This window comes from Pseudoalteromonas sp. XI10, from assembly GCF_001469895.1.
Lineage (GTDB): Bacteria > Pseudomonadota > Gammaproteobacteria > Enterobacterales > Alteromonadaceae > Pseudoalteromonas.
On the sequence record NZ_LOPY01000050.1, the window covers coordinates 1 to 19,437 of the forward strand.

The 19,437-nt window shown below is 42.0% G+C and carries 16 protein-coding genes; 6 read left to right on the top strand and 10 right to left on the bottom strand.

What is annotated here, in order from left to right; genetic code table 11:
• Positions 1-52: 52 nt before the first annotated feature.
• Positions 53-502, bottom strand: coding sequence for a low molecular weight protein-tyrosine-phosphatase (locus AUR67_RS13495; protein ID WP_058585677.1), 450 nt, complete (start codon positions 500-502; stop codon positions 53-55).
• Positions 503-511: 9 nt separating this feature from the next.
• The gene (locus AUR67_RS13500) at positions 512-1,018 is read right to left on the bottom strand and encodes a DUF3087 domain-containing protein (RefSeq protein WP_058585678.1); all 507 of its coding nucleotides are present in this window, start codon (positions 1,016-1,018) and stop codon (positions 512-514) included.
• Between the two features lie 106 nt (positions 1,019-1,124).
• Here AUR67_RS13500 and AUR67_RS13505 point away from each other — a divergent pair, with 106 nt between their 5' ends.
• From AUR67_RS13505 to AUR67_RS13515, 3 genes are read left to right on the top strand one after another with little or no spacing between them, the layout of a single operon-like run.
• Positions 1,125-1,772, top strand: coding sequence for an energy transducer TonB (locus AUR67_RS13505; protein WP_058585679.1), 648 nt, complete (start codon positions 1,125-1,127; stop codon positions 1,770-1,772).
• 6 nt (positions 1,773-1,778) lie between these two features.
• Complete coding sequence (locus AUR67_RS13510) at positions 1,779-2,330, top strand: RNA polymerase sigma factor (RefSeq protein WP_058585680.1); 552 nt, start codon at positions 1,779-1,781, stop codon at positions 2,328-2,330.
• A complete protein-coding gene (locus AUR67_RS13515; RefSeq protein ID WP_058585681.1) occupies positions 2,320-2,919 on the top strand; it encodes a hypothetical protein in 600 nt (199 codons plus the stop codon). The genes AUR67_RS13510 and AUR67_RS13515 overlap by 11 nt, the downstream gene beginning before the upstream one ends.
• Before the next feature lie 367 nt (positions 2,920-3,286).
• On the opposite strand, the gene AUR67_RS13520 is transcribed toward AUR67_RS13515, so the two are convergent.
• Positions 3,287-4,033: a hypothetical protein gene (locus tag AUR67_RS13520; protein WP_058585682.1), complete on the bottom strand. Its 747-nt coding sequence runs from the start codon at positions 4,031-4,033 to the stop codon at positions 3,287-3,289.
• 285 nt (positions 4,034-4,318) lie between these two features.
• Here AUR67_RS13520 and AUR67_RS13525 point away from each other — a divergent pair, with 285 nt between their 5' ends.
• Positions 4,319-5,455: a PQQ-dependent sugar dehydrogenase gene (locus tag AUR67_RS13525; protein ID WP_058585683.1), complete on the top strand. Its 1,137-nt coding sequence runs from the start codon at positions 4,319-4,321 to the stop codon at positions 5,453-5,455.
• A 241-nt stretch (positions 5,456-5,696) separates the two neighbouring features.
• Here the strand turns inward: AUR67_RS13525 and AUR67_RS13530 are convergent, their stop codons facing one another.
• Positions 5,697-7,073, bottom strand: coding sequence for a Na+/H+ antiporter NhaC family protein (locus tag AUR67_RS13530; RefSeq protein ID WP_058585684.1), 1,377 nt, complete (start codon positions 7,071-7,073; stop codon positions 5,697-5,699).
• Positions 7,074-7,167: 94 nt separating this feature from the next.
• A complete protein-coding gene (pbp4b, locus tag AUR67_RS13535; protein ID WP_082665641.1) occupies positions 7,168-9,615 on the bottom strand; it encodes a penicillin binding protein PBP4B in 2,448 nt (815 codons plus the stop codon).
• Positions 9,616-9,952: 337 nt separating this feature from the next.
• Between pbp4b and AUR67_RS13540 the strand changes: the two genes are divergently transcribed.
• The gene (locus AUR67_RS13540; protein WP_054551264.1) at positions 9,953-10,798 is read left to right on the top strand and encodes a MurR/RpiR family transcriptional regulator; all 846 of its coding nucleotides are present in this window, start codon (positions 9,953-9,955) and stop codon (positions 10,796-10,798) included.
• A gap of 377 nt (positions 10,799-11,175) precedes the next feature.
• Positions 11,176-14,196: a carboxypeptidase regulatory-like domain-containing protein gene (locus tag AUR67_RS13545; protein ID WP_058585685.1), complete on the top strand. Its 3,021-nt coding sequence runs from the start codon at positions 11,176-11,178 to the stop codon at positions 14,194-14,196.
• A gap of 64 nt (positions 14,197-14,260) precedes the next feature.
• On the opposite strand, the gene AUR67_RS13550 is transcribed toward AUR67_RS13545, so the two are convergent.
• From AUR67_RS13550 to AUR67_RS13570, 5 genes are all read right to left on the bottom strand, one after another.
• The gene (locus AUR67_RS13550) at positions 14,261-14,689 is read right to left on the bottom strand and encodes an energy transducer TonB (protein WP_058585686.1); all 429 of its coding nucleotides are present in this window, start codon (positions 14,687-14,689) and stop codon (positions 14,261-14,263) included.
• A gap of 105 nt (positions 14,690-14,794) precedes the next feature.
• Positions 14,795-15,973, bottom strand: a complete 1,179-nt coding sequence (locus AUR67_RS13555) for an exo-beta-N-acetylmuramidase NamZ domain-containing protein (protein ID WP_058585687.1) — start codon at positions 15,971-15,973, stop codon at positions 14,795-14,797.
• A complete protein-coding gene (murQ, locus tag AUR67_RS13560) occupies positions 15,973-16,908 on the bottom strand; it encodes an N-acetylmuramic acid 6-phosphate etherase (protein ID WP_058585688.1) in 936 nt (311 codons plus the stop codon). The genes AUR67_RS13555 and murQ overlap by 1 nt, the downstream gene beginning before the upstream one ends.
• Positions 16,898-17,809: a BadF/BadG/BcrA/BcrD ATPase family protein gene (locus AUR67_RS13565; RefSeq protein ID WP_058585689.1), complete on the bottom strand. Its 912-nt coding sequence runs from the start codon at positions 17,807-17,809 to the stop codon at positions 16,898-16,900. Before AUR67_RS13565 ends, murQ begins: the two co-directional genes overlap by 11 nt.
• Entirely contained in the window at positions 17,810-19,378 is a 1,569-nt protein-coding gene (locus AUR67_RS13570; RefSeq protein WP_058585690.1) for a sodium:solute symporter, read from the bottom strand.
• Positions 19,379-19,437: the final 59 nt, after the last annotated feature.

Here is a 19,437-nt window from a genome sequence, read left to right on the forward strand (position 1 = left end):
ATAGCGACAGGTTTAATCCCTCAAAATGATTAAGTATTATTGCGGGTTGGTATTAAAACTTTTTAAGCAGGTTATCGGCTGCGTCCTCAATTAAATCGAGTACTTTTTCGAAACCTTGATCGCCACCATAGTAGGGATCAGGGATCTCGCTTTCCCCTGCGTCACCATGACTTAAAAATAGCGACAACTTATATTGTAAGTGCTCTGGGCACTGGGCTTGTAAATCAGCAAGATTTTGCTTGTCGGCTGCGAGAATTAAGTCAAACTCATGAAAATCAGCTTGAGTCACAGGTCGTGAATAGATGCCATTAAAACTATAACCGCGCTTTTCAGCTGCTGCTTTTGAACGTGAATCTGGTGGATTACCTTGGTGGTAACCAATGGTGCCAGCAGAATCAACTTTGACATTGACACCAAGCGCCTTGGCACGACTACGAAGTACCGCTTCAGCGGTAGGTGAGCGGCAAATATTGCCTAAGCAAACAATCAAAACCTTTTTCATTATTCGTCCTTAAAATTGCTTTAAGATTGACTCATCATAACGTTCTGCATCAAGCGAGAGATTGTATTTATCTGCAACACTATCAAGCTCTGCCTGCTTAATTGCCAACTCATCCATGGTAATAGTGTTGTCATCAAGCTGCCATAACAATCGTGACCCCGCATAGCTGTAATGAATTGCTAATAAAGCATCTGCATTACCCTCACGCCCTGCTGCTTTTAACTTTGGCATTTTACGGGTGATTTTATTCAGCGCTTTTTTAAGCTCCCACACATAGACTATTTCAGTCATGTAATCATGATTGCGGTATTTATTAAGCACAAAGCCCACCAGCAAACTACACACAACAACACCTAATAGGTTCCAATGAAAATGGCTACCGCTTGGGTCAGGGAATAACGCAATTAATGTTTGTGAAATGGCTAAACTGCCAACGGCTAAAGCAATTACACAAGCAATAATTACTTGGTTTAAATGTTTACGGTAACGGGCTTTATCTATTTGAATAAGTTTCATAACAACCTAAAAAACTTGTGAAAAATAAAAAGTGAAAAAAATTTCACCCCTTTTTTATTTGCCAGCCGTTTTAGCTATGAAAGCAATTATCCAAAGAGGAACGGCTATGCATACTTTACCACTAAACTCAGCAAGCTTGAATAACAGCAATGCTGCTTTAAAGACAACCGCAGCAATTATTGGCGGCGGTGTCATGACCTTTGCAGCATTTGCATTTATGCAGTACTTAATTTCTGCTGAGCAAAGAGCCGATGTTAAAACAGGCCCAGATATCACGGTTGAAATTTATGAAGTACCCAAAGACTCAAAAGTGCAAGTAAAGCAAACACTGCCGCCACCGCCAGTTGCTAAAATGCCACCAAAAGTACCACCGCGCCCAACCATTGATTCGACCGATACAGTTGTAGTAGCGGATTTAACACCACCTATGACTTTCGATAACATTGGCGACACGCTTAGCAAAAGCATTAACCAACCAACGGGAGATGCAACACCAATTGTGCGTATAAACCCTAAGTACCCTCCGGTAGCAGCTCGTGATGGCATTGAAGGTTGGGTACAAATTAGCTTTAGCATTTCTCCGACTGGCGAAGTGATTGACCCTGTTATTATTGATGCCGAGCCCAAACGGGTATTTAACCGTGAAGCAATTCGCGCCATTAAACGTTGGAAATATCGCCCTAAAGTAGTTGAAGGTGTGGCACAATTACAAACAAACCAAAGCGTTCAACTTGATTTTAAAATAGATGGATAACTGCCTATGATAATGAGCATCAAGACATGGTTATTTGACAAGCCAAGCACAGATTGTTTGGCGCAGTATGCCAAAACGGGCGACAACCGTTACCTTAACCAACTCGTTGCTCAATACGGGAACGATCTTTATCACTATCTAGTTACACAAAGTGATAAAGATCTTGCCCTTGATATATGCCAACAAACCTGGTTAAAAGTCATTGATAAACGCGACTTTTACAATGATCAAAACAACCCAAAAGCGTGGCTTTTTCGGTTAGCACGTAATTTATTAATTGATGAGTTTCGTAAGCAGCAAAAGTTCGTTGAATTAGAAGACAACCAACTATTTACTGAATCTCAGGATGCAAGTTATCACTACGACTACGAAGCCTTTGATAAAGCACTCATGGGACTTAGCTTTGTACAACGTGAAGCGCTGACCTTACAACAAGAAGGCTTTAGTCTCGAAGATATTGTTGCTATCACACAAAGTAACCAAGAGACTATTAAAACTCGGCTGCGATATGCCCGTCAAAACCTGAAACAACAACTAGGAGGCCATCATGAAGCGTAACGACGAGCAACTCGATGCTGATTTAAAAGCACATTTTCAAAAACGTAAGGCAGAGCACAGCTTAAGCAGCGACGAGCTTTCACACATGCAAAAGCCACAGTCGGCAACGCCAAGACCACAGCGCTTTTTAGGCCTGCAAATGACCGGAGTATTTGCTGCTTTAGCGATTCTTGGTTTTGTCATGCTGCAATACAACAACCGTGAATTAACCCATGTTTATGCTGTGGATTTAGCGGATTATCAATGGCTTGAGGTACATGAACTCGACGCCAAAGGCAGCTATGTGAGCAGCCTTAAACAACAAAAACAAAACCTAGATGCGAACTACCAACAAGCATTAGCCAACCACCAAGCCCGCACCAGCTTCACAGGCCGTCTAGTCAGTGTTGATAACGACTGGTATATCGCCGACTGCGAGCAAAATGTCATAGTACAAATTAAACAATCACTCCTTGAAGAACTACAAAAACACGGCACCCTAGATACTCATATTCACCAAGGAGACTTACTCGCCCTAGACCAAAACAAACAAGGCCAAATCATCGCACTCAAACAACTGACCCATGAAGCGGAAAAGTGTACGAGTTAGCGAGCTCGTAGGTTGGGTAGAGCGTAGCGAAACCCAACACAATCAGAGCTGTCAGATTTAAAAAGTTAGCGAGCTACAAGGGGAAAGAGTAAAGGAGTTCGTAGGTTGGGTAGAGCGTAGCGAAACCCAACACACTCAGAGCTATCAGATTTAAAAAAGTTAGCGAGCTACAAGGGGAAAGAGTAAAGGAGTTCGTAGGTTGGCTAGAGCGTAGCGAAACCCAACACACTCAGAGCTGTCAGGTTTAAAAAAGTTAGCGAGCTACAAGAGTAAAGTCGCAAGTTTTTAAGTAGCAGCGGGTTTTCCCCGCGTAGTTAGTCTTCAGATGTCAGATCATTCTTCTGACATTTGATACCTAATATCAATTTCACTCCCCTACTTTCGGTAGCACGCTTTTACTAATCACTTCAAATGTATCTAGGTCTATCAGCATAGAGTAAACTTCATCGTTGTTGATAAATACAACGAATAAACTGCCCTCAGCGTTGAGGTTAGACTCTACAATTCGGTTGTAACCTGAAATAACTTCGCTGTAGTTTGAGCCATCAATCTTGCTTAGCGCGAAGGTGCGCTTATCTTTGCCATCGAGCAGTTTGTCGTTGTTGGTATCGTTTTTGATAACTTCATACGAAACTGCCTTAGGAGCATAGATTTTTTGCTCCTTGTAAGGACGAGTATCAAACTCTTTGTAATGGCTTAAAGCACCAAACTCTATGATCAATTGATCCGTTGTTTTAAATAGCCACTTGGCGTGATTGGTTTTGTCATTAAGAAACAAGATGTTCTTTGAGCGCGTAGGTCTGTATTTATAACCACCGCTAAAATTATTGTAAACTGTTACGTCAGCTTTAACCTCGATATCCAGTTTTTCTGATTCCAACGGGATAAAGTAAAAATCACTCCCCTCGACCTTACGGGGGTAACCCAGTTTCCACTTTTCTTGCTGCTTTTCATCTTCAGCTAAGTTTAGTGTTTGTTGCTGTTCATGGTTATCGGACTTTAGTAAGTTAGCAACAAAGTTATACCCTATTGCTGCTGTTCCAATGATTAAGCCCATAAGTAAAATTAGGCCGTTAACATTCCACACCCATTTAAAAAACTTTTCTGACTTCATACGACTTGTTAAATCCTTTTAAGAATAAGAACTTGCTAAGCTAGCAGATTTAAAACAAGTTAGCGAGTTACAAGGGGAAAGAGTAAAGGAGTACCCTGGGCGTGAAATTTATTTCGCGCGATGGTTCAACGAGCCATCAGCTTTCAAACTGACTGCTGACGGCTAATACTCCGCTCTTTACCTCGCTTTTCCTACCAATAATCGCACATTGCTCTAATGTTAATAACAATTTAATGCTGAACCAGCTAGGCTAGTAACATCGTGTTTAAATATTATGGAGTTACCATGAAAAGGTCTTTGTTTAACAGTTTAATCATTGCCTCAATTAGCTTGTCGAGCTTGCAAGCTTGTGCTCAGCCGGAGCAAAAGATTCCTCTGGATGCCAGCGCTAATAACTACAAACTAGAATTAGTAAGCGAAGGTATTCAAATTCCTTGGGGTATGGCTTGGCTTAACGAGCGTGACTTACTCGTTACCGACAGACGTGGCGAGCTTAGGTTAATTCGTGATGGCAAACTCGTTGAGCAAGCAGTTAAAGGCACACCTAAAGTACATGATGAAGGTCAAGGGGGCTTATTAGATATAGAACTTGATCCGAACTTTGCCGACAATGGTTGGATTTACTTTTCGTACTCGGGCTATGAAGGCGATGGTGAGGGTTACAATACCTCAATTATGCGTGCCCGCTTTAAAGATATGGCTCTTGTCGATCAGCAATTATTGTTTGATGGCGAGCCGAATATTGAAACAACAAAACACTATGGTTCGCGTATAGAGTTCGACAAACAAGGTTACTTGTACTTCTCTATTGGCGACCGTGGCAAAAGAGACGTTCACCCTCAAAGCCTAGACTATGATGCGGGCAAAATTCACCGTATCAATAGCGATGGCTCTATCCCTAAATCAAACCCGTTTTATAACCATAAAACAACTCACAAAAGTATTTATTCGTATGGACACCGAAACCCACAAGGTATGGCAATGCACCCTGAGACGGGAGTTATTTGGAGCCATGAACATGGCCCTCGTGGCGGCGATGAAATCAACATAGTTAAAGCAGGTGCAAACTATGGTTGGCCTGAGATCACTTATGGGATCAACTACATTGGTACAAAAATTACCGACGAAACCAGTCGCGAGGGAATGGAACAACCTGATTGGTATTGGGTGCCTTCAATTGCCCCTTCTGGAATGGAATTTATCACCAGCGATAAATACCCACAGTGGCAAGGCCAAATTGCCGTAGGTTCGATGAAGTTTGGCCACCTTGTTTTGGTGAAACTTGATGGTGACAAAGTAACAGGCCACAGCAAGGTATTTGAAGGTGTAGGTCGCGTTCGTAGCCTAGCCACCCACCCTAATGGTGATTTATATCTTGGTGTTGATGGTGTCGGTGTTTATAAAGTTGTACCTAAATCGTAGGTTGGGTAGAGCGGAGCGAAACCCAACGAGTTAGCGAGTTACAAGGGGAAAGAGTAAAGGAATACCGTAGGCGTGAAATTTATTTCGCGCGATGGTTCAACGAGCTATCAGCTTTCAAACTGACGGCTGACGGCTGACGGCTATCAGACTTGAATATGCGAGTTATCGAAATTCAAGCAATAAAAAACCACAGACTTCTCTGTGGTTTTTTTACTTATAACTAAAGGCTTAAAGCTATTACTTATAAAACAATAATACTCGTCACTAGGTAAGCAATGAAAGTTAATGCGCCACCGAATAAGGCGTATGGCATTTGGGTTTTTACGTGAGTTAATAAATCACACCCTGATGCAATGGCCGATACCGCGCTGGTATCTGAGATTGGCGAGCAGTGATCGCCAAACACACCACCACCTAAAATAGCGGCAATAACCAATGAAGGTGGTAAACCTAAAGCTTGAATGAGCGGTACACCAATTGGAATAAGTATTGCGAATGTGCCCCATGAGGTACCTGTGGTAAATGAAATAACCGCACCTGTAATAAATAGCACTGGCACAACTAAATAAATAGGTAAGAAATCACCTACTAGGCCTGCTACAAACACACCGGTACCAAGGTCTTTCAAGCTTGCGCCTAACGTGAGTGATAGCAATACAATAGATACTAATGGCAGTAACTCGCCCATTCCTTTAAAGCCAATATCTACCAGCTTATGGTGTGTAAATTCACGCGAGCTAATCATTAAAAAGTAAGCTACAACACAGGCTAAAATAGTTGCATACAGCACTGATTTAGAACCACTACCGCTGGCAATATCGCCATCGCCAGTCCAGAACATAAAGCCAACCATACTACCAATTAGCGTAATAAGAGGCACAAGCATGTAACGTGCTTTTGAACCTTTCACTTCTTCTGTAAGTTCGGTTTCTTGTTGCTCTATATTTTCTTCAGCTTGCTTTAATGGGCCATGTACCTTGTCAAAGGTAATGGTGTAAAACACAATAAGTAAGGTAATAATGGCGTAAAAGTTATAACCAATACTGCCCCACAACACCGATACCGCAGACTCTTCCATTTCATAGTTGCCAAGAAGGCCGAGCACATAGGCGCCCCATCCATTTAGCAAGATTAAAATACACACAGGTGCGCTGGTACTATCGATAATGTAGGCAAGGCGTGCTCGGCTCATTTTAAATTTATCGAATAAACCACGCGATAAAATTCCCGAGGTTAATACGCTTAAGTTCGATTCAATGAATACCGCAATACCTGAGAACATGGTTAAGTAGCCGACTTGGCGCTTACTTTTAGCCACCCCTTTGTTCATCAGCAAATTAACGGTAGCGGCTACACCGCCAGATTCACGAATATAGGCAAGTAAAGCACCTATTAAGATACTAAAAATAAGTATGCGGCTATTACCAGGGGAGCTGGCAACCTCAATGACTCGCTCGATAGTGTTGATAAAGGTGAAAAACAAGGTATTACCTTCACCATTCAGAGCAAGTAAAAACTCAGACGACGCAACCGCGACCAATAACGCCATGATCACTTCTTTGCGCCAAAACACAATTAAGATAGCAATCAAGGGTGGTAAAATTGAATACCAAGACATAAAAACCCTTTTAAATTAAGAACAACATTTTATTTTTATTATGCGAAAACTCGCTAAGCTTAATGGCTTTGCCACCAAACTCAACTTAATTCGACTAGTGATTTAATATACTCTCATAAATCAGTGAGATAATAGAGCCATACTTACCTGTTTCGAAACGCTTGCCGACAAACTGGTAATTTTCTTGCGAACCTTCAATCGGTGAATGACGGGCATTGGTTAATAGCACAATAGCAAGGTCATACTCTGGGTCAATAACGGTCACAGTCCCTGTCCAGCCGGTATGACCAAAAGCCCGCGGGCTAGCATAAGGGCCAAAATGCCATTTACGCGCTTGATGCCCTGCTCTACGCCATCCTAAACCATAAGTCTCATCACTTGCTTGCGAGTTTGTGAATTGCTCAAGTACTTGTGGCGTAAAAATTTGCTTATTGTCGTAGCCGCCACCATTGAGTAGTACCTGCATAAGCACAGACAAATCACCGGCGGTACTAAAAAGCCCTGCATGCCCCGCTACACCACCTAAAGCATAAAACGCTTTTTCATCATGTACTTCACCTTGCAGTACATCGGTTCGAATATTTTCAAACTCAATGCGACCACCTCTGGTGTTGCCGTTAATCTCAGTGGCGGCAATTTGCGAAGCTAAAAAACCCTTTTGCAATGGATTATAAACCGTATGTGTTAAACCAAGTGGCTGATAAATTTGGCTTTCTACATAGGTATCGAGCGCCATACCACTGATGCGTTCAACTAGTACACCAAGCAACATATAATCGATATCAGAATATAGGTGTTTTACGTTACGACCAGCCACAAAAGGCACGCCTGTTAACAGTAGGTTTTTAGTACGCAGGCTGTTTTGAGAAAAAAAGCGCTCACCAAATTTATTGTCTTTACGATGAAAATCAACCACCGCAGGATAACCCGCACTATGGGTGAGTAAATCTTTTACTAAACGCTGTTCACGGCCGCTGCCTCTAAATTCTGGTAGGTAATAAAATAGTGGCTTTTCTACGTCGAGCCTCCCTTCGCTGGCAAGCTTCATCAGCGCAAAGTTAGTGGCAAACATTTTTGAGTTTGAAGCTATATCAAACAAGGTATCGTTTTGCATAGCTTGTGGGCTTGCAAGCTCACTGCCATCAGCATGGTACTTTTTAGCCGCGCCATAATGGCTTAGTTTAATCAACTTGCCATCTTTAACAACAGCAAGTACCGCCCCCGGAAAGCCCTCTTTAATCTCTTGATTAATTAACTCATCAACGGCACTAAAACGCTTTTGAGTGCTGTTTTTATCAAGCGTTGGATAAGGAAAACGTAAGGTTAAGCTTGCTCCATCAGGCAATACATTTTCTACTTTATACGTGTTAATTCCATCATGGGTGCGTTTAGCCAAACTGTATTGATATATTTTTTCGGCTGTTAATGGTGAGGCAATATTAATTTTTTCACCATTTATGAAAATATCAGCACTGGTTGCATCTTGGTTTTCAATGATGATCTCACCGCGACCTTTATAGGCTGTAAATGTGCCTCGGTCGTTAACAAGCGCGCGACTGCTTGGATCAAGAGCCGGAATACGCGCTATAACTTGTGCATTGGCCAGTGTTTTTGGCGCAGGCTCAACCGCTTGCTGTTGCTGCTGATACTCTTTAAATAATCGCTCTAACTTTTTAGGAAAGTATTTATCTAATAATGCAAATAGCACTGCGGCACTTCTGGCATCACTATTACCGCTTACATGCCAAGGTAAAAAGTGCATTTGAAAAGCACTTAGGGCATCGAGCGTTTGCGAATCAAGCTGACCCGTTGCAATCACCTCATAGCCGTAACTGCGTAGTGCTTTTTGCATTAATTCAACAGAAGGTTTTGATGCACTAAATAACTGCCAATATTTATCAACGGTGTCGCTTTCATACCATGCACCAATACCTGCTTTATACAGTTGATACCAAGGAAAACGCGGGCCTGGGTCGTTCTTACGGCTTGGAGCAATATCAGAATGGCCAATAACTTGAGTTGGGCCGATATCTGGGTTACGAGCAAGAATATCTTTGCTTAGCTTGATTAGTAGCTCTATTTGCTTAGCGTCGTAGTCAGGAAAAATACATAACTTACTGGCGTCATTTTCCATCGCAAGGTTTGCTTGCTCAGGAATATGACAGGTTGGTACATTCACTATTTCAATACCAATTGAATGATCATTTAAATCTTCTCGGCCTTGCCAAAAACTGCGTCCGGCGTGCCATGCTCTATCTTTCTCATCAACCAGCTGAATAATTTCTAAATCGTCTTTTGGATAACTAGGATCGCCTGATTCTGGTAATAAATAATGTGAACTTAAGCCCCCTTCATCCACGAGCGCACGCATTGATTTTTCGTAATCAATGGCGGTGTAATGCATCACTAAGAACTTAACACGATGACTGTAATTAGCTGATTGTGTATAGGTATATGGATTACTGGCACAGCTTACTAATAATGCCGCACTACTTAGATAACACAGCTGTTTAAGTAATGTTTTCAAAGGGGTAAAACTCATAACAGATTCATACCTGATGATTTAAGCGTTGACGATTCTCAGCAATACAGTAGCAACACCCACTTAACATGTAAAATATTTTATTTCATAATTAAAGAATAAAAAGCATACATTATCGCTAAGTTACTAAAAATAAGGCTTTCTCGATAATTAGAGTTGTATCTATTATGGAATAAAACTATATTATTCCATCTAAATTAAGAAAAATATTCCAAACTTAGGTTTGCTAAAACAAAAATAAGTCGTCGTGTTAAGCAAACAATGCGCCCAAGCCCTGTGTTTATAATAGAACCATCGCTTTGCGTTTTAACTAAGTTAAGCAAACAAAGTGAGCCCTATGTCTACTTTTGTAAAAATTAAAGCCCTACGTCAATCTTTATCAAGCAGCGAAGCTAAGCTTGCTGACTTTACGTTAAATTCAGCGAATGCGATTCGTAATTTATCATCGGTTGAACTAGCAAAAGTGGTTGGTGTAAGCCAATCAAGTGTGGTGAAGTTTTCGCAAAAATTAGGTTATAAAGGCTTTCCTGCTTTTAAACTTGCAGTAATTGATGCACTTAACGATGAAACGAGCGAACCTAAGCTACATGGCAAGATCACTCTGAATGACTCGCTAGAGCAAATCGCCGAAAAACTATTAAGCAGTAAATTGGCAGTGTTAACCGAAACCAAAAACCTCAACGAAGCACCAGCAGTCGAAAAAGCGGTAGAGCTATTAAAATCTGCAAAGCGCATTTTAATTTGTGGTTTAGGTGGCTCAGCACTGGTCGCAAAAGATTTTTCTTATAAATTACAAAAACTCGGTATGCCAGCTATTGCAGAGCCAGATGGCCATGCACAACTTGCGTATGTTGCGACGTTTTCAAAAGGTGATTTGGTTATCGCGATAAGTGAGTCAGGTATGACTCGCGAAATTGCCGAAGTTGTTAAACAAGCTAAGAAAAACTCAAGCTCGGTGATCTCAGTGACTAAATTTGGTAGTAGCCTTGTTGCTGACTCAGCTGATGTAAAACTTTATTCGGTTGCTGAAGGCGAGTCTGTACGTTTATCGTCAATCTTAGCGCGTACGGCACAAGATTTTGTCATTGATATTTTGTTTATTGCTCTAACACAGTCAAGCCGCCAAGGTCGTAAGTTACTAGAACATTCTAATGAAGTTGTTGGCGAATTTAAGAATAACTAATTTCTTCAATAAGGTTATATAAATACTTTAAAGCAGCTCAGGCTGCTTTTTTTATGCCTAATTTAGGATGCAGTTTAACAATCCCCTTCCTCCTCTAAACTACCAAACAATTGCGATAAGCGACTGACTTTAAAATCATAATTTCTTACAAAATTGTACTAAGAATAAATTAGCACCCCGTTAAAGCAAGTCATTACTGATCTTTACCTAAAATCGGTTATATATTTTATTCCTAAAAACCAACCTTTAAATGAAAAAATATTCTTGACCAACTTAAATAACACCTGTTTAATATATGGGCAACATAATTTTAAAGTTCATAAGTCTCAATTGGGTAAGTAGTCCAGCAAAGCATATAAATATAAGGACGGGAAACAATGAAACAACATGCATCCACACTCGCAATGAGCTATATAGCAAAAGCGACTAGCAATGCACTTCGCGCAAAGAAAACAGCCTTTACAGGTGTTGTTATGGCCGCGGCACTCGCCAGCGCGCCAGCCTTTGCAAATCTAACCGGGGGGATCAAAGGTAAGGTATCATCACCAGAAGCACAGCAGTCACTGGCGGGGATCACAGTAACAGCAAAAAGTAATGTGATGCCAAAACCACGTACCGTTGTTACGCGAGAAGACGGCAGCTACGACTTACCACAATTAAAACCAGGTACTTATGAACTGACTTTCACCGATAAAAACGGTGTAACTCAAACCATGACTGTGGATGTTTTACTTGAACAAACTTCAAGCCTAAACGTCACTATGGGTGGTGCTAACGAAAACGTTGAAGTCATCACGGTTACCGGCAGTAAATTATTCCGCCAAGGTAAGTCTGCACTGACTAACTCACTTGGTGAAGAAGCAATCAATAGCGTACCAGTTGGTCAAGATTACCGTGACCTATTAAAACTTGTACCAGGTGTTGAGCTTTCAGAGAACTTAACGCTAGGCCCATCAGCCGGTGGTTCAGGTGTTGATAACTCGTATGGTTTTGATGGTGTTGATGTATCTCTACCTATGTTTGGTAACTTAGCATCAGAGCCATCAACCCATGACGTTGCTTACGTAACTATGGACCGTGGTGGTGCAAAAGCCGTTGGTTTTAATCGCTCAGGCGGTTTCTCAATCAATACCGTATCAAAATCTGGTACTGACGAATTCCACGGTAATGTTGAATACAAAGTTCAACCTAAGAGTTTAGTGGCAACACCAACAGGTCAAGAAAGCTATGAGCTAGATAAAAGCTGGTTAACAGCAAGTTTAGGCGGCCCGCTTATTGAAGATACCTTGTATTTTTATACTTCTTATTATCGCCCAGAAGAAGAGCGTACCAATAAAGATACTGCCTATGGTGCTGTAAAAGACTATAAGAGTGTTCGTGATGAGTACTTTGGTAAATTAACTTGGGCGCCTACTGACGATATTTTAATTAATATTTCACAACGTACTTCAGAGAAAACAGTTGAAGGCCGTTCTGTTGGTGCTTACGAGGCTGATAGTGTTTCTGTAGGTGATACAGCTGATCAAGATATCTTTACTTTAGATGGTTCGTGGCTCTTAGGTGATGCAACAACTCTTTCATTTCAATACAGTAAGTTAGAGCTAGAAACCGCAGGTAGGCCAGATACTGAATTATCAGTAATGCCTTCATTAACGAGCCAGCTTGACTTAAGTAACCTAACTGAAATGGGTTATTTCAGTGTACCTAGCTTATTAGATGCTGATGATAACTACACAGCAGAGCAGATTGCGGCATATAATGCAGGAGCAGCACCACTAATTGCACAATACGGTTATACCGAAGATGGTGAAATGCGAGGCGGCGGTGGTGTTGGCGCTTACTCTCGATACGATAATATCGACTTTTACCGTGATAGCTTTGAATTAAACCTAGAACATGAATTTAGCTGGGGCGATACTTACCACACGTTACATGTCGGCGGTGAGTGGAAAGAAGGTAAAGAAGTACTGTCTCGCCTTTCAAACGGTTGGGGAACTATCTCTTACATTGGCGGCCTCGATGAAAGCTTAGAAGAAGGCAGCTCTGCCCCGGTTATTTACCGTGCTCGCGTACAACAAATGAGCTTAGTAGCAGGTGGAGAGGCTGTTTCTGCTATTAATTCAGAAATGGAAACACTGAACTTTGAAATCAACGACACCATTGAAGTAGGTGATTGGACTTACAATGTGGGTGTACTTGTAAGCCGCGATACTTGGTATGGTCAAGGTCTTAAATCGGCTTCTGGCACGTTATCTGGTTATGAATTAGCACCAGGCGAAAAATACAAAATGTACCAAACAGATTGGTCAGATATGATCCAGCCTCGTTTAGGTGTGAATTGGAACTACGCTGATCAAGACGCCATATTCGCTAACTTCTCAATGTATAACCCAGAAGCAAGTTCATTAGCACGCGCAGCCTCTTGGGACCGTAATACTCGTGCCGAAATCGAAGTTGAATTTGATGAAGCTGGCAACGTAATTTACGCTGAACCGCGTCAAGGTTCATCAGGTAAAGTATTTGCTGATAACTTAAAGCCTCGCCAAATCAAAGAGTTTACACTTGGTACCACTAAATATGTGGGTTCTGATTTAGTGTTACGCGCTCACGTTCGTCACCGTAAGGCATCGCATTTCTGGGAAGATATGCCAAACAATGCGCGTTTAACTGACTACTCAGGCGTTGATGCTGATGGCGTACCACAACATATTGCAGATAAAGGTTTATATGTAGATAACCTAGATGAAATCCGTGATGAAATTGGTGGTTCTTCTTATGTTATTGCCGAAGTAGATGGCGGCGAAACCAAATACTGGGAAGCTAGCATCGAAGCTGAATACCTAGGTGAAAACAGCTATATCAATGCTTCTTATGTTTGGAGTCATTACTACGGTAACTTCGACCAAGATAACACCACAGCAACAACAGATGCTAATACCTTCATTGGTTCTTCAAACTATGGTGATGGCCGTGGTCGTTACCCTTGGGATTACAAATACGGTACATTATCAGGTGATAAGCCACATAAAGTAAAAGTCTATGGTTACTACACTGTGCCATGGGATGCGAACATCGGTGCATACTTTGTATTCCAGTCTGGTAAACCTTGGGAAGCATGGGATGGTTCAATCTACGGTTACTCAAGTGGTACCACACGTTACAGTGAGCCTGCAGGTAGTCGCCGTAGCCCAAGCCACTGGCAACTTGACTTAAACTACACCCAAGACTTTAAATTCTCAGGTGATATGGAACTACAATTCCGTGCTGATATCTTCAACGTATTTGACCGTCAAACAGGTTACAACAATAACCCTTATGTATCGTCAGAAAACTTTGGTGAATATCGTAACTACTACAGCCCACGTCGCGTGCAGCTGTCGTTTAACTTTAAGTTCTAAGTTAATCAATCCTGTTGGGGGCCGCTGTTGCGGCCCTTTTTTATGCCTTAAAAACAGTAAAAGCTTAAATTGTACAAAATGCTTTTGCGGCATCCATATTACTCGCTTCTTTCATAACGTAGTCGAGTTGCACAGTTCGAATAATCGCTCTCGATTCGCTGTTACTTTCCCTTGCCTGCCACTGCCAAGTTTTAAGCGACTCTCGCGACACATCGACAAATAGTCCTTCTGGGAAGCTCTCTACAAAACGGATATCGGTGGTATTACCTTGTTTATCAATAGTAATAATAAAGCGCGCACAGCCCGTCTGCTTAGATATTAAAGCTGCTTTAGGGTAACGGGGCTTTGTTGCATGTTTAAGTGTCCACAGCTGAGCTGCTGCGTTTTTATCATCACGAAGATCGAGCACATCGGTTGAGTTACTTGTTGTAGTGTTTGGGAGTTGTGAGCAGCCAGCGAGTAAAGCGAGTGCGGCAATTAAATGAACTTTCATGCTATATCCTTGTAAATCAAGTCCCTGAATATACCACAATTAATTTTTAGAAATATTAAAAAACGAGGCAAGTGCCTCGTTGTTATTTATCTAGTTAGCTAATTATTATTGATAAAGCAAATACGGGGTTCGCTTTCGTTTATAGGCGCTTAAGTCGGCTTGCCAGCTTTGCTTTATTTGCTGCTCAGTTTGGCCTGCTTCAATGGCTAAACGCAATTTATCAGTACCTGCAAGTTTATCCATAAAATCAGCGCGTTCAAAAAACGTTTGCTCATTCGCACTTAGCTTTTGATAAACCGAAATAAACAAGCTTAAATCTAGGCCATGAATATCAGCATCTCGTAAGTCTTGACCAAATACTTCAACCCCTTTGAATTTAGGGTGCATTGAAGCGCCTTTAATCGCCCTTGGCGTAAAGCTAAATTCGCCGAGTTTAACTGGCGAGTAACCAACAACTTGAAATGGAAAATCAGTACCCCGGCCAATAGTCACAGGCGTTGCTTCAAAGAAACACAATGATGGATAAAGCGCAATTGATTGGGCATTTGGTAAGTTAGGACTTGGCTTTATTGGTAGCTCATAAGCCATAGTGCGGTCATAATTCGTAACAGGCACTACACTCAGCTCAAGCTTATCAGCACCATTTATCCAACCTTCACCTTTGATCATCTGAGCAAGCTCAGCCACTGTCATACCGTGTAAAACAGGTATTTCGTGCATACCAACAAATGAGCGAAATTGTGGGTCAAGGATAGGCCCATCAACATAAGCAATATTAGGGTTTGGTCTATCGAGTACCACAACCTCTTTACCATTTTCAGCGGCGGCTTCCATCACGTAGTGCATTGAGCTGATATAAGTGTAAAAACGCACACCAACATCTTGAATATCAAAAATAATAACGTCTAAATCAGCAAGCATCTCAGGGCTTGGCTTTTTATTACTGCCATAAATCGACACAACATCGATACCTGTTTTAGCATCTACTGTGCTTTTAACGTGAGCACCAGCGTCATGGTCGCCGCGAAAGCCATGCTCTGGGGCAAATATTTTGCTAACCATAACGCCTTTATCAAGTAATGCATCAACCAAATGTTGACCATTCACCACTGATGTCTGATTAACGACCAAGCCAACACGTTTCCCTGTTAATGCAGGTACATAAGCTTGAAAATTGGCTGCGCCCACCTGTAAAGGCTGTGCATTTTTAGGCGCTTGTGCAGGTGTTTCTTGGCAACCTAAAAGTGCTAGACAACTAACAAATAAAACAGCTAAAAAACGCATTATTCTTCAACCGCCTTACGTAAAAAGCCACCCGCTTTTGACAATAACTGTTTTGCTTCAGGAGCTGGTTTTCCGGTTAACACAATTAAAATAGCCAGTTTTGCGCTTTGCTCTGCTTGCTTTAATGCATCCACGGCTTGCTGTTGTGTACAGTCTGTTGCTTGCATCACGATACGAATAGCACGAGCGTGCAGCTTTTCATTACTAGCATTTACATCAACCATCAAGTTTTTATACACCTTACCTGTGCGGATCATGCTAGCTGTACTTAGCATATTCAACACCAGCTTCTGTGCAGTGCCCGATTTCATACGTGTAGAGCCAGTCACAGCTTCAGCACCCACCACGGGGCAAATGCCGATTTGTGGTAAACGCATCACCGCTGAATCAGGGTTACAAGTGACACCTACAGTGACACAACCTAACGATTTAGCGTATTCGATTGCCGAGCAAACATACGGTGTACGGCCACTGGCAGCAATGCCAACCACGACATCTTTACTGGTTAAATTGGCATTTCTTAAGTCTTCAATAGCAAACGTGATGCTATCTTCAGCGCCTTCTACGGCTTTTTTAACCGCGGTGTCACCACCAGCAATAATACCGAGCACTTGCTGATCGCTTACGCTGTAAGTAGGTGCACATTCAACCGCATCCAAAATCCCTAAACGACCACTGGTGCCAGCACCAATGTAAATTAACCTGCCACCTTGTTGAAATGCTTCTACCACATGATCGACAGCTTCACTAATTTGTGGGATCACAAGTTTCACGGCACCCGCTACTTTGTGATCTTCATTATTGATTTTAGTGAGGATCTCAGTGGAGCTGAGCAGATCGATATCCAAAGTGTCAGGGTTTTGTCCTTCGGAGACAATACCGTTTAACTCTTCGAGTAACTCACGTTGTTGCTTAAAGACGTGCTCAGGGCTCATTGGGTTGTCCTTTTTCAATAATGTCATGGTAATGCTTTGCCGCTAAAATGGCGGCACCAGTTAATGAATCTCCCTTACAAGGAGATAATTCGTTTTGTAAGGCAAGTGGCAATAACGGTTGACTGACTTTCGCCAAACCACCAATTAAAATCACCGGTAACGGCGAGTTACCTCGGCTTTTATTTATTAACCGAACCACCGATTGGGTGTGTTCCGTTAATACCGCTTTTGCCGCCTCACAGTCGTTTTGTAAGCTAAACACCAACGGGCTAAATGCTGCATAATCCGCGGGTTTTGCTTGTTTAAGCCAACTACTAATTGTTTGACGAGTGCATCCTAGCTGCTCACTCAAGCGAATCGTTAATCGGCTTTTTGGTAAATCATAAATATCTATATCGTTTAATAATTGCTGCACAGCCATCAGGCCGATGCGGGCACCACCGCCAAAATCATCGATGGTAAAGCCCCAGCCACTCACCAGCTTGGTTTGCTTTTGGGCGTTTAATCGTGCCCCGACAGCACCGGTGCCAAGAGCAATAACCACACATGGTTCACCAAGATTAGCACCATATAATGACGTAATTGCATCGCTGGTAATTTGCAAACTGGCAAATTCTATTTCGTAAATCAGCTTGAGCATCACTGTTAATTGCTCGGCTAGGCTCTTCGATGAGCCACCAGCAACCCCCATAACTGTGACAATTTCACTAGGCTCTGCGCCACTTTGCTGGCATACATCGCGGGTCACTTTAACAATGTTTTCTAACGCTAAATCAAGATCATTCGAAATTGATGCTGAACCCGCTTGGGCACGAAAAGTCGCGCCACTCGCCTGCTCTTTTAGCTCAGCCAATACTTTAGTGCCACCACCATCGATGGCTAAAATATAGCGTAAGGCCATTTATGCACTCTTCTCGTCTGCCGCTTTACCAAGGCAACACACCAATGTTGCGAGCAATGTACCTATGCATAGCTGCCAAGTAAATCCTAAGTAAAAGCGCATTGATTCGGGTAGTAACCAGTCAATCATGTACGGCTGCATTAATAAGGTCACCACAAAGCCCGCTATTAGTGCTGCTAACACTGAACCTTCACTGCCTCGTTTGGTGAACAAGGTAGTAAAATACACACCTAACAAACCGCTGTACGAAAATACCATTACACTTAGCGCAAATTTTAATAATGGCATATCACTGTATTGCTGCCAGAAATAACAAAGAATAGCCATCAGCGCTAAGGCAAGGCTCACTAGTGCCATACCCACACGACCCGCTTTTACAAAGTGATGATCGCTTACTTGCTTGTTATGTTTTTCTAAATACGGGCGATAGATATCTTGTACGATGACTGAAGACATCGAACTAAGCCCAGAGTTCAAAGTAGAAATAGCAGCTGCAATAATACCCACGCTGACTAAACCTTTAACCCCGGCTGGTACTTCGTTTAATACGTAGTACATAAAGATAGTGATTTTTTCGCCGTTAAATTCTTGTACGACCGTTTGTCCAGCTTCGTTATTCATTAATGCAGGTTGCTGATAAACAATATAAAGCAGCAAACCAATAAAGATAAAAATAGCCATAACCGGGATCACCATCACTACCGATAGTAATAACGCTTTACTGCCTTCTTTTGGACTTTTACAGGTTAATAAGCGCTGCGTCATATCTTGGTCTAAACCAAATGCGGCGATGTTTAACAACACAAACCCCGTTAACACAGAGGCCATGTTAAAGACCCCTGACGGGCCAAAATCTAAATCAAATTTAAACAGCGCAAGTTTTGAGTCTGCACCAGGACTTGGCTCACTCAAAGTTGCAATTATGGTAGAAAAATCAGCTGGAATAACACTCAGCAAGCACCAGATAACCGCAATAGCTGCACTGACATAAACGATACTTTGCAGTACATCAGAATAAATAACGCTGCGAATGCCACCCAAAAAGGTATAAAGCAGACCCGCAAGCGCCAGCACTAAAGTCGCGATAACCACACTATCTGCATCGATATTGCCATATAGAATCATCGCCACAGCAATCGCTGCCATATACAAACGGGCGCCACTGGCAAACACACGGCCAAATAAATACATCAAGCCACTACGGCGCTTAGCTTTTGGTCCGATACGTTTTTCAAGCAGTTCGTAAACGGTATACACTTTTTGCTGGTAGAACTTTGGAATTAAAAACGCCGATACAATAAATGCCGCAATAAACGCGCCGATATTGGTCGCAATATATGAAAAATCACCTTGATAGCCTTGATCAGGCCCACCAATAAACGTTGCCGCAGATTGCGAAGTCGCTAAAACAGAAATAGCCACCATCCAAGTTGGCATGCTATTTCCGCCTAGAAAAAAATCTTGGCTTGAGTTAGCGCGTTTGCGATTAAACCACCAGCCACTTAGCAATAAAATTGCACCGTAACTTGCGAATACTAGCCAATCGAGAAAAGCGTAATTTGCACTCATTTATTATCCTAACCCAAACCTTGGTGGAATATATTATTCCACCATTATGACAAAATTAA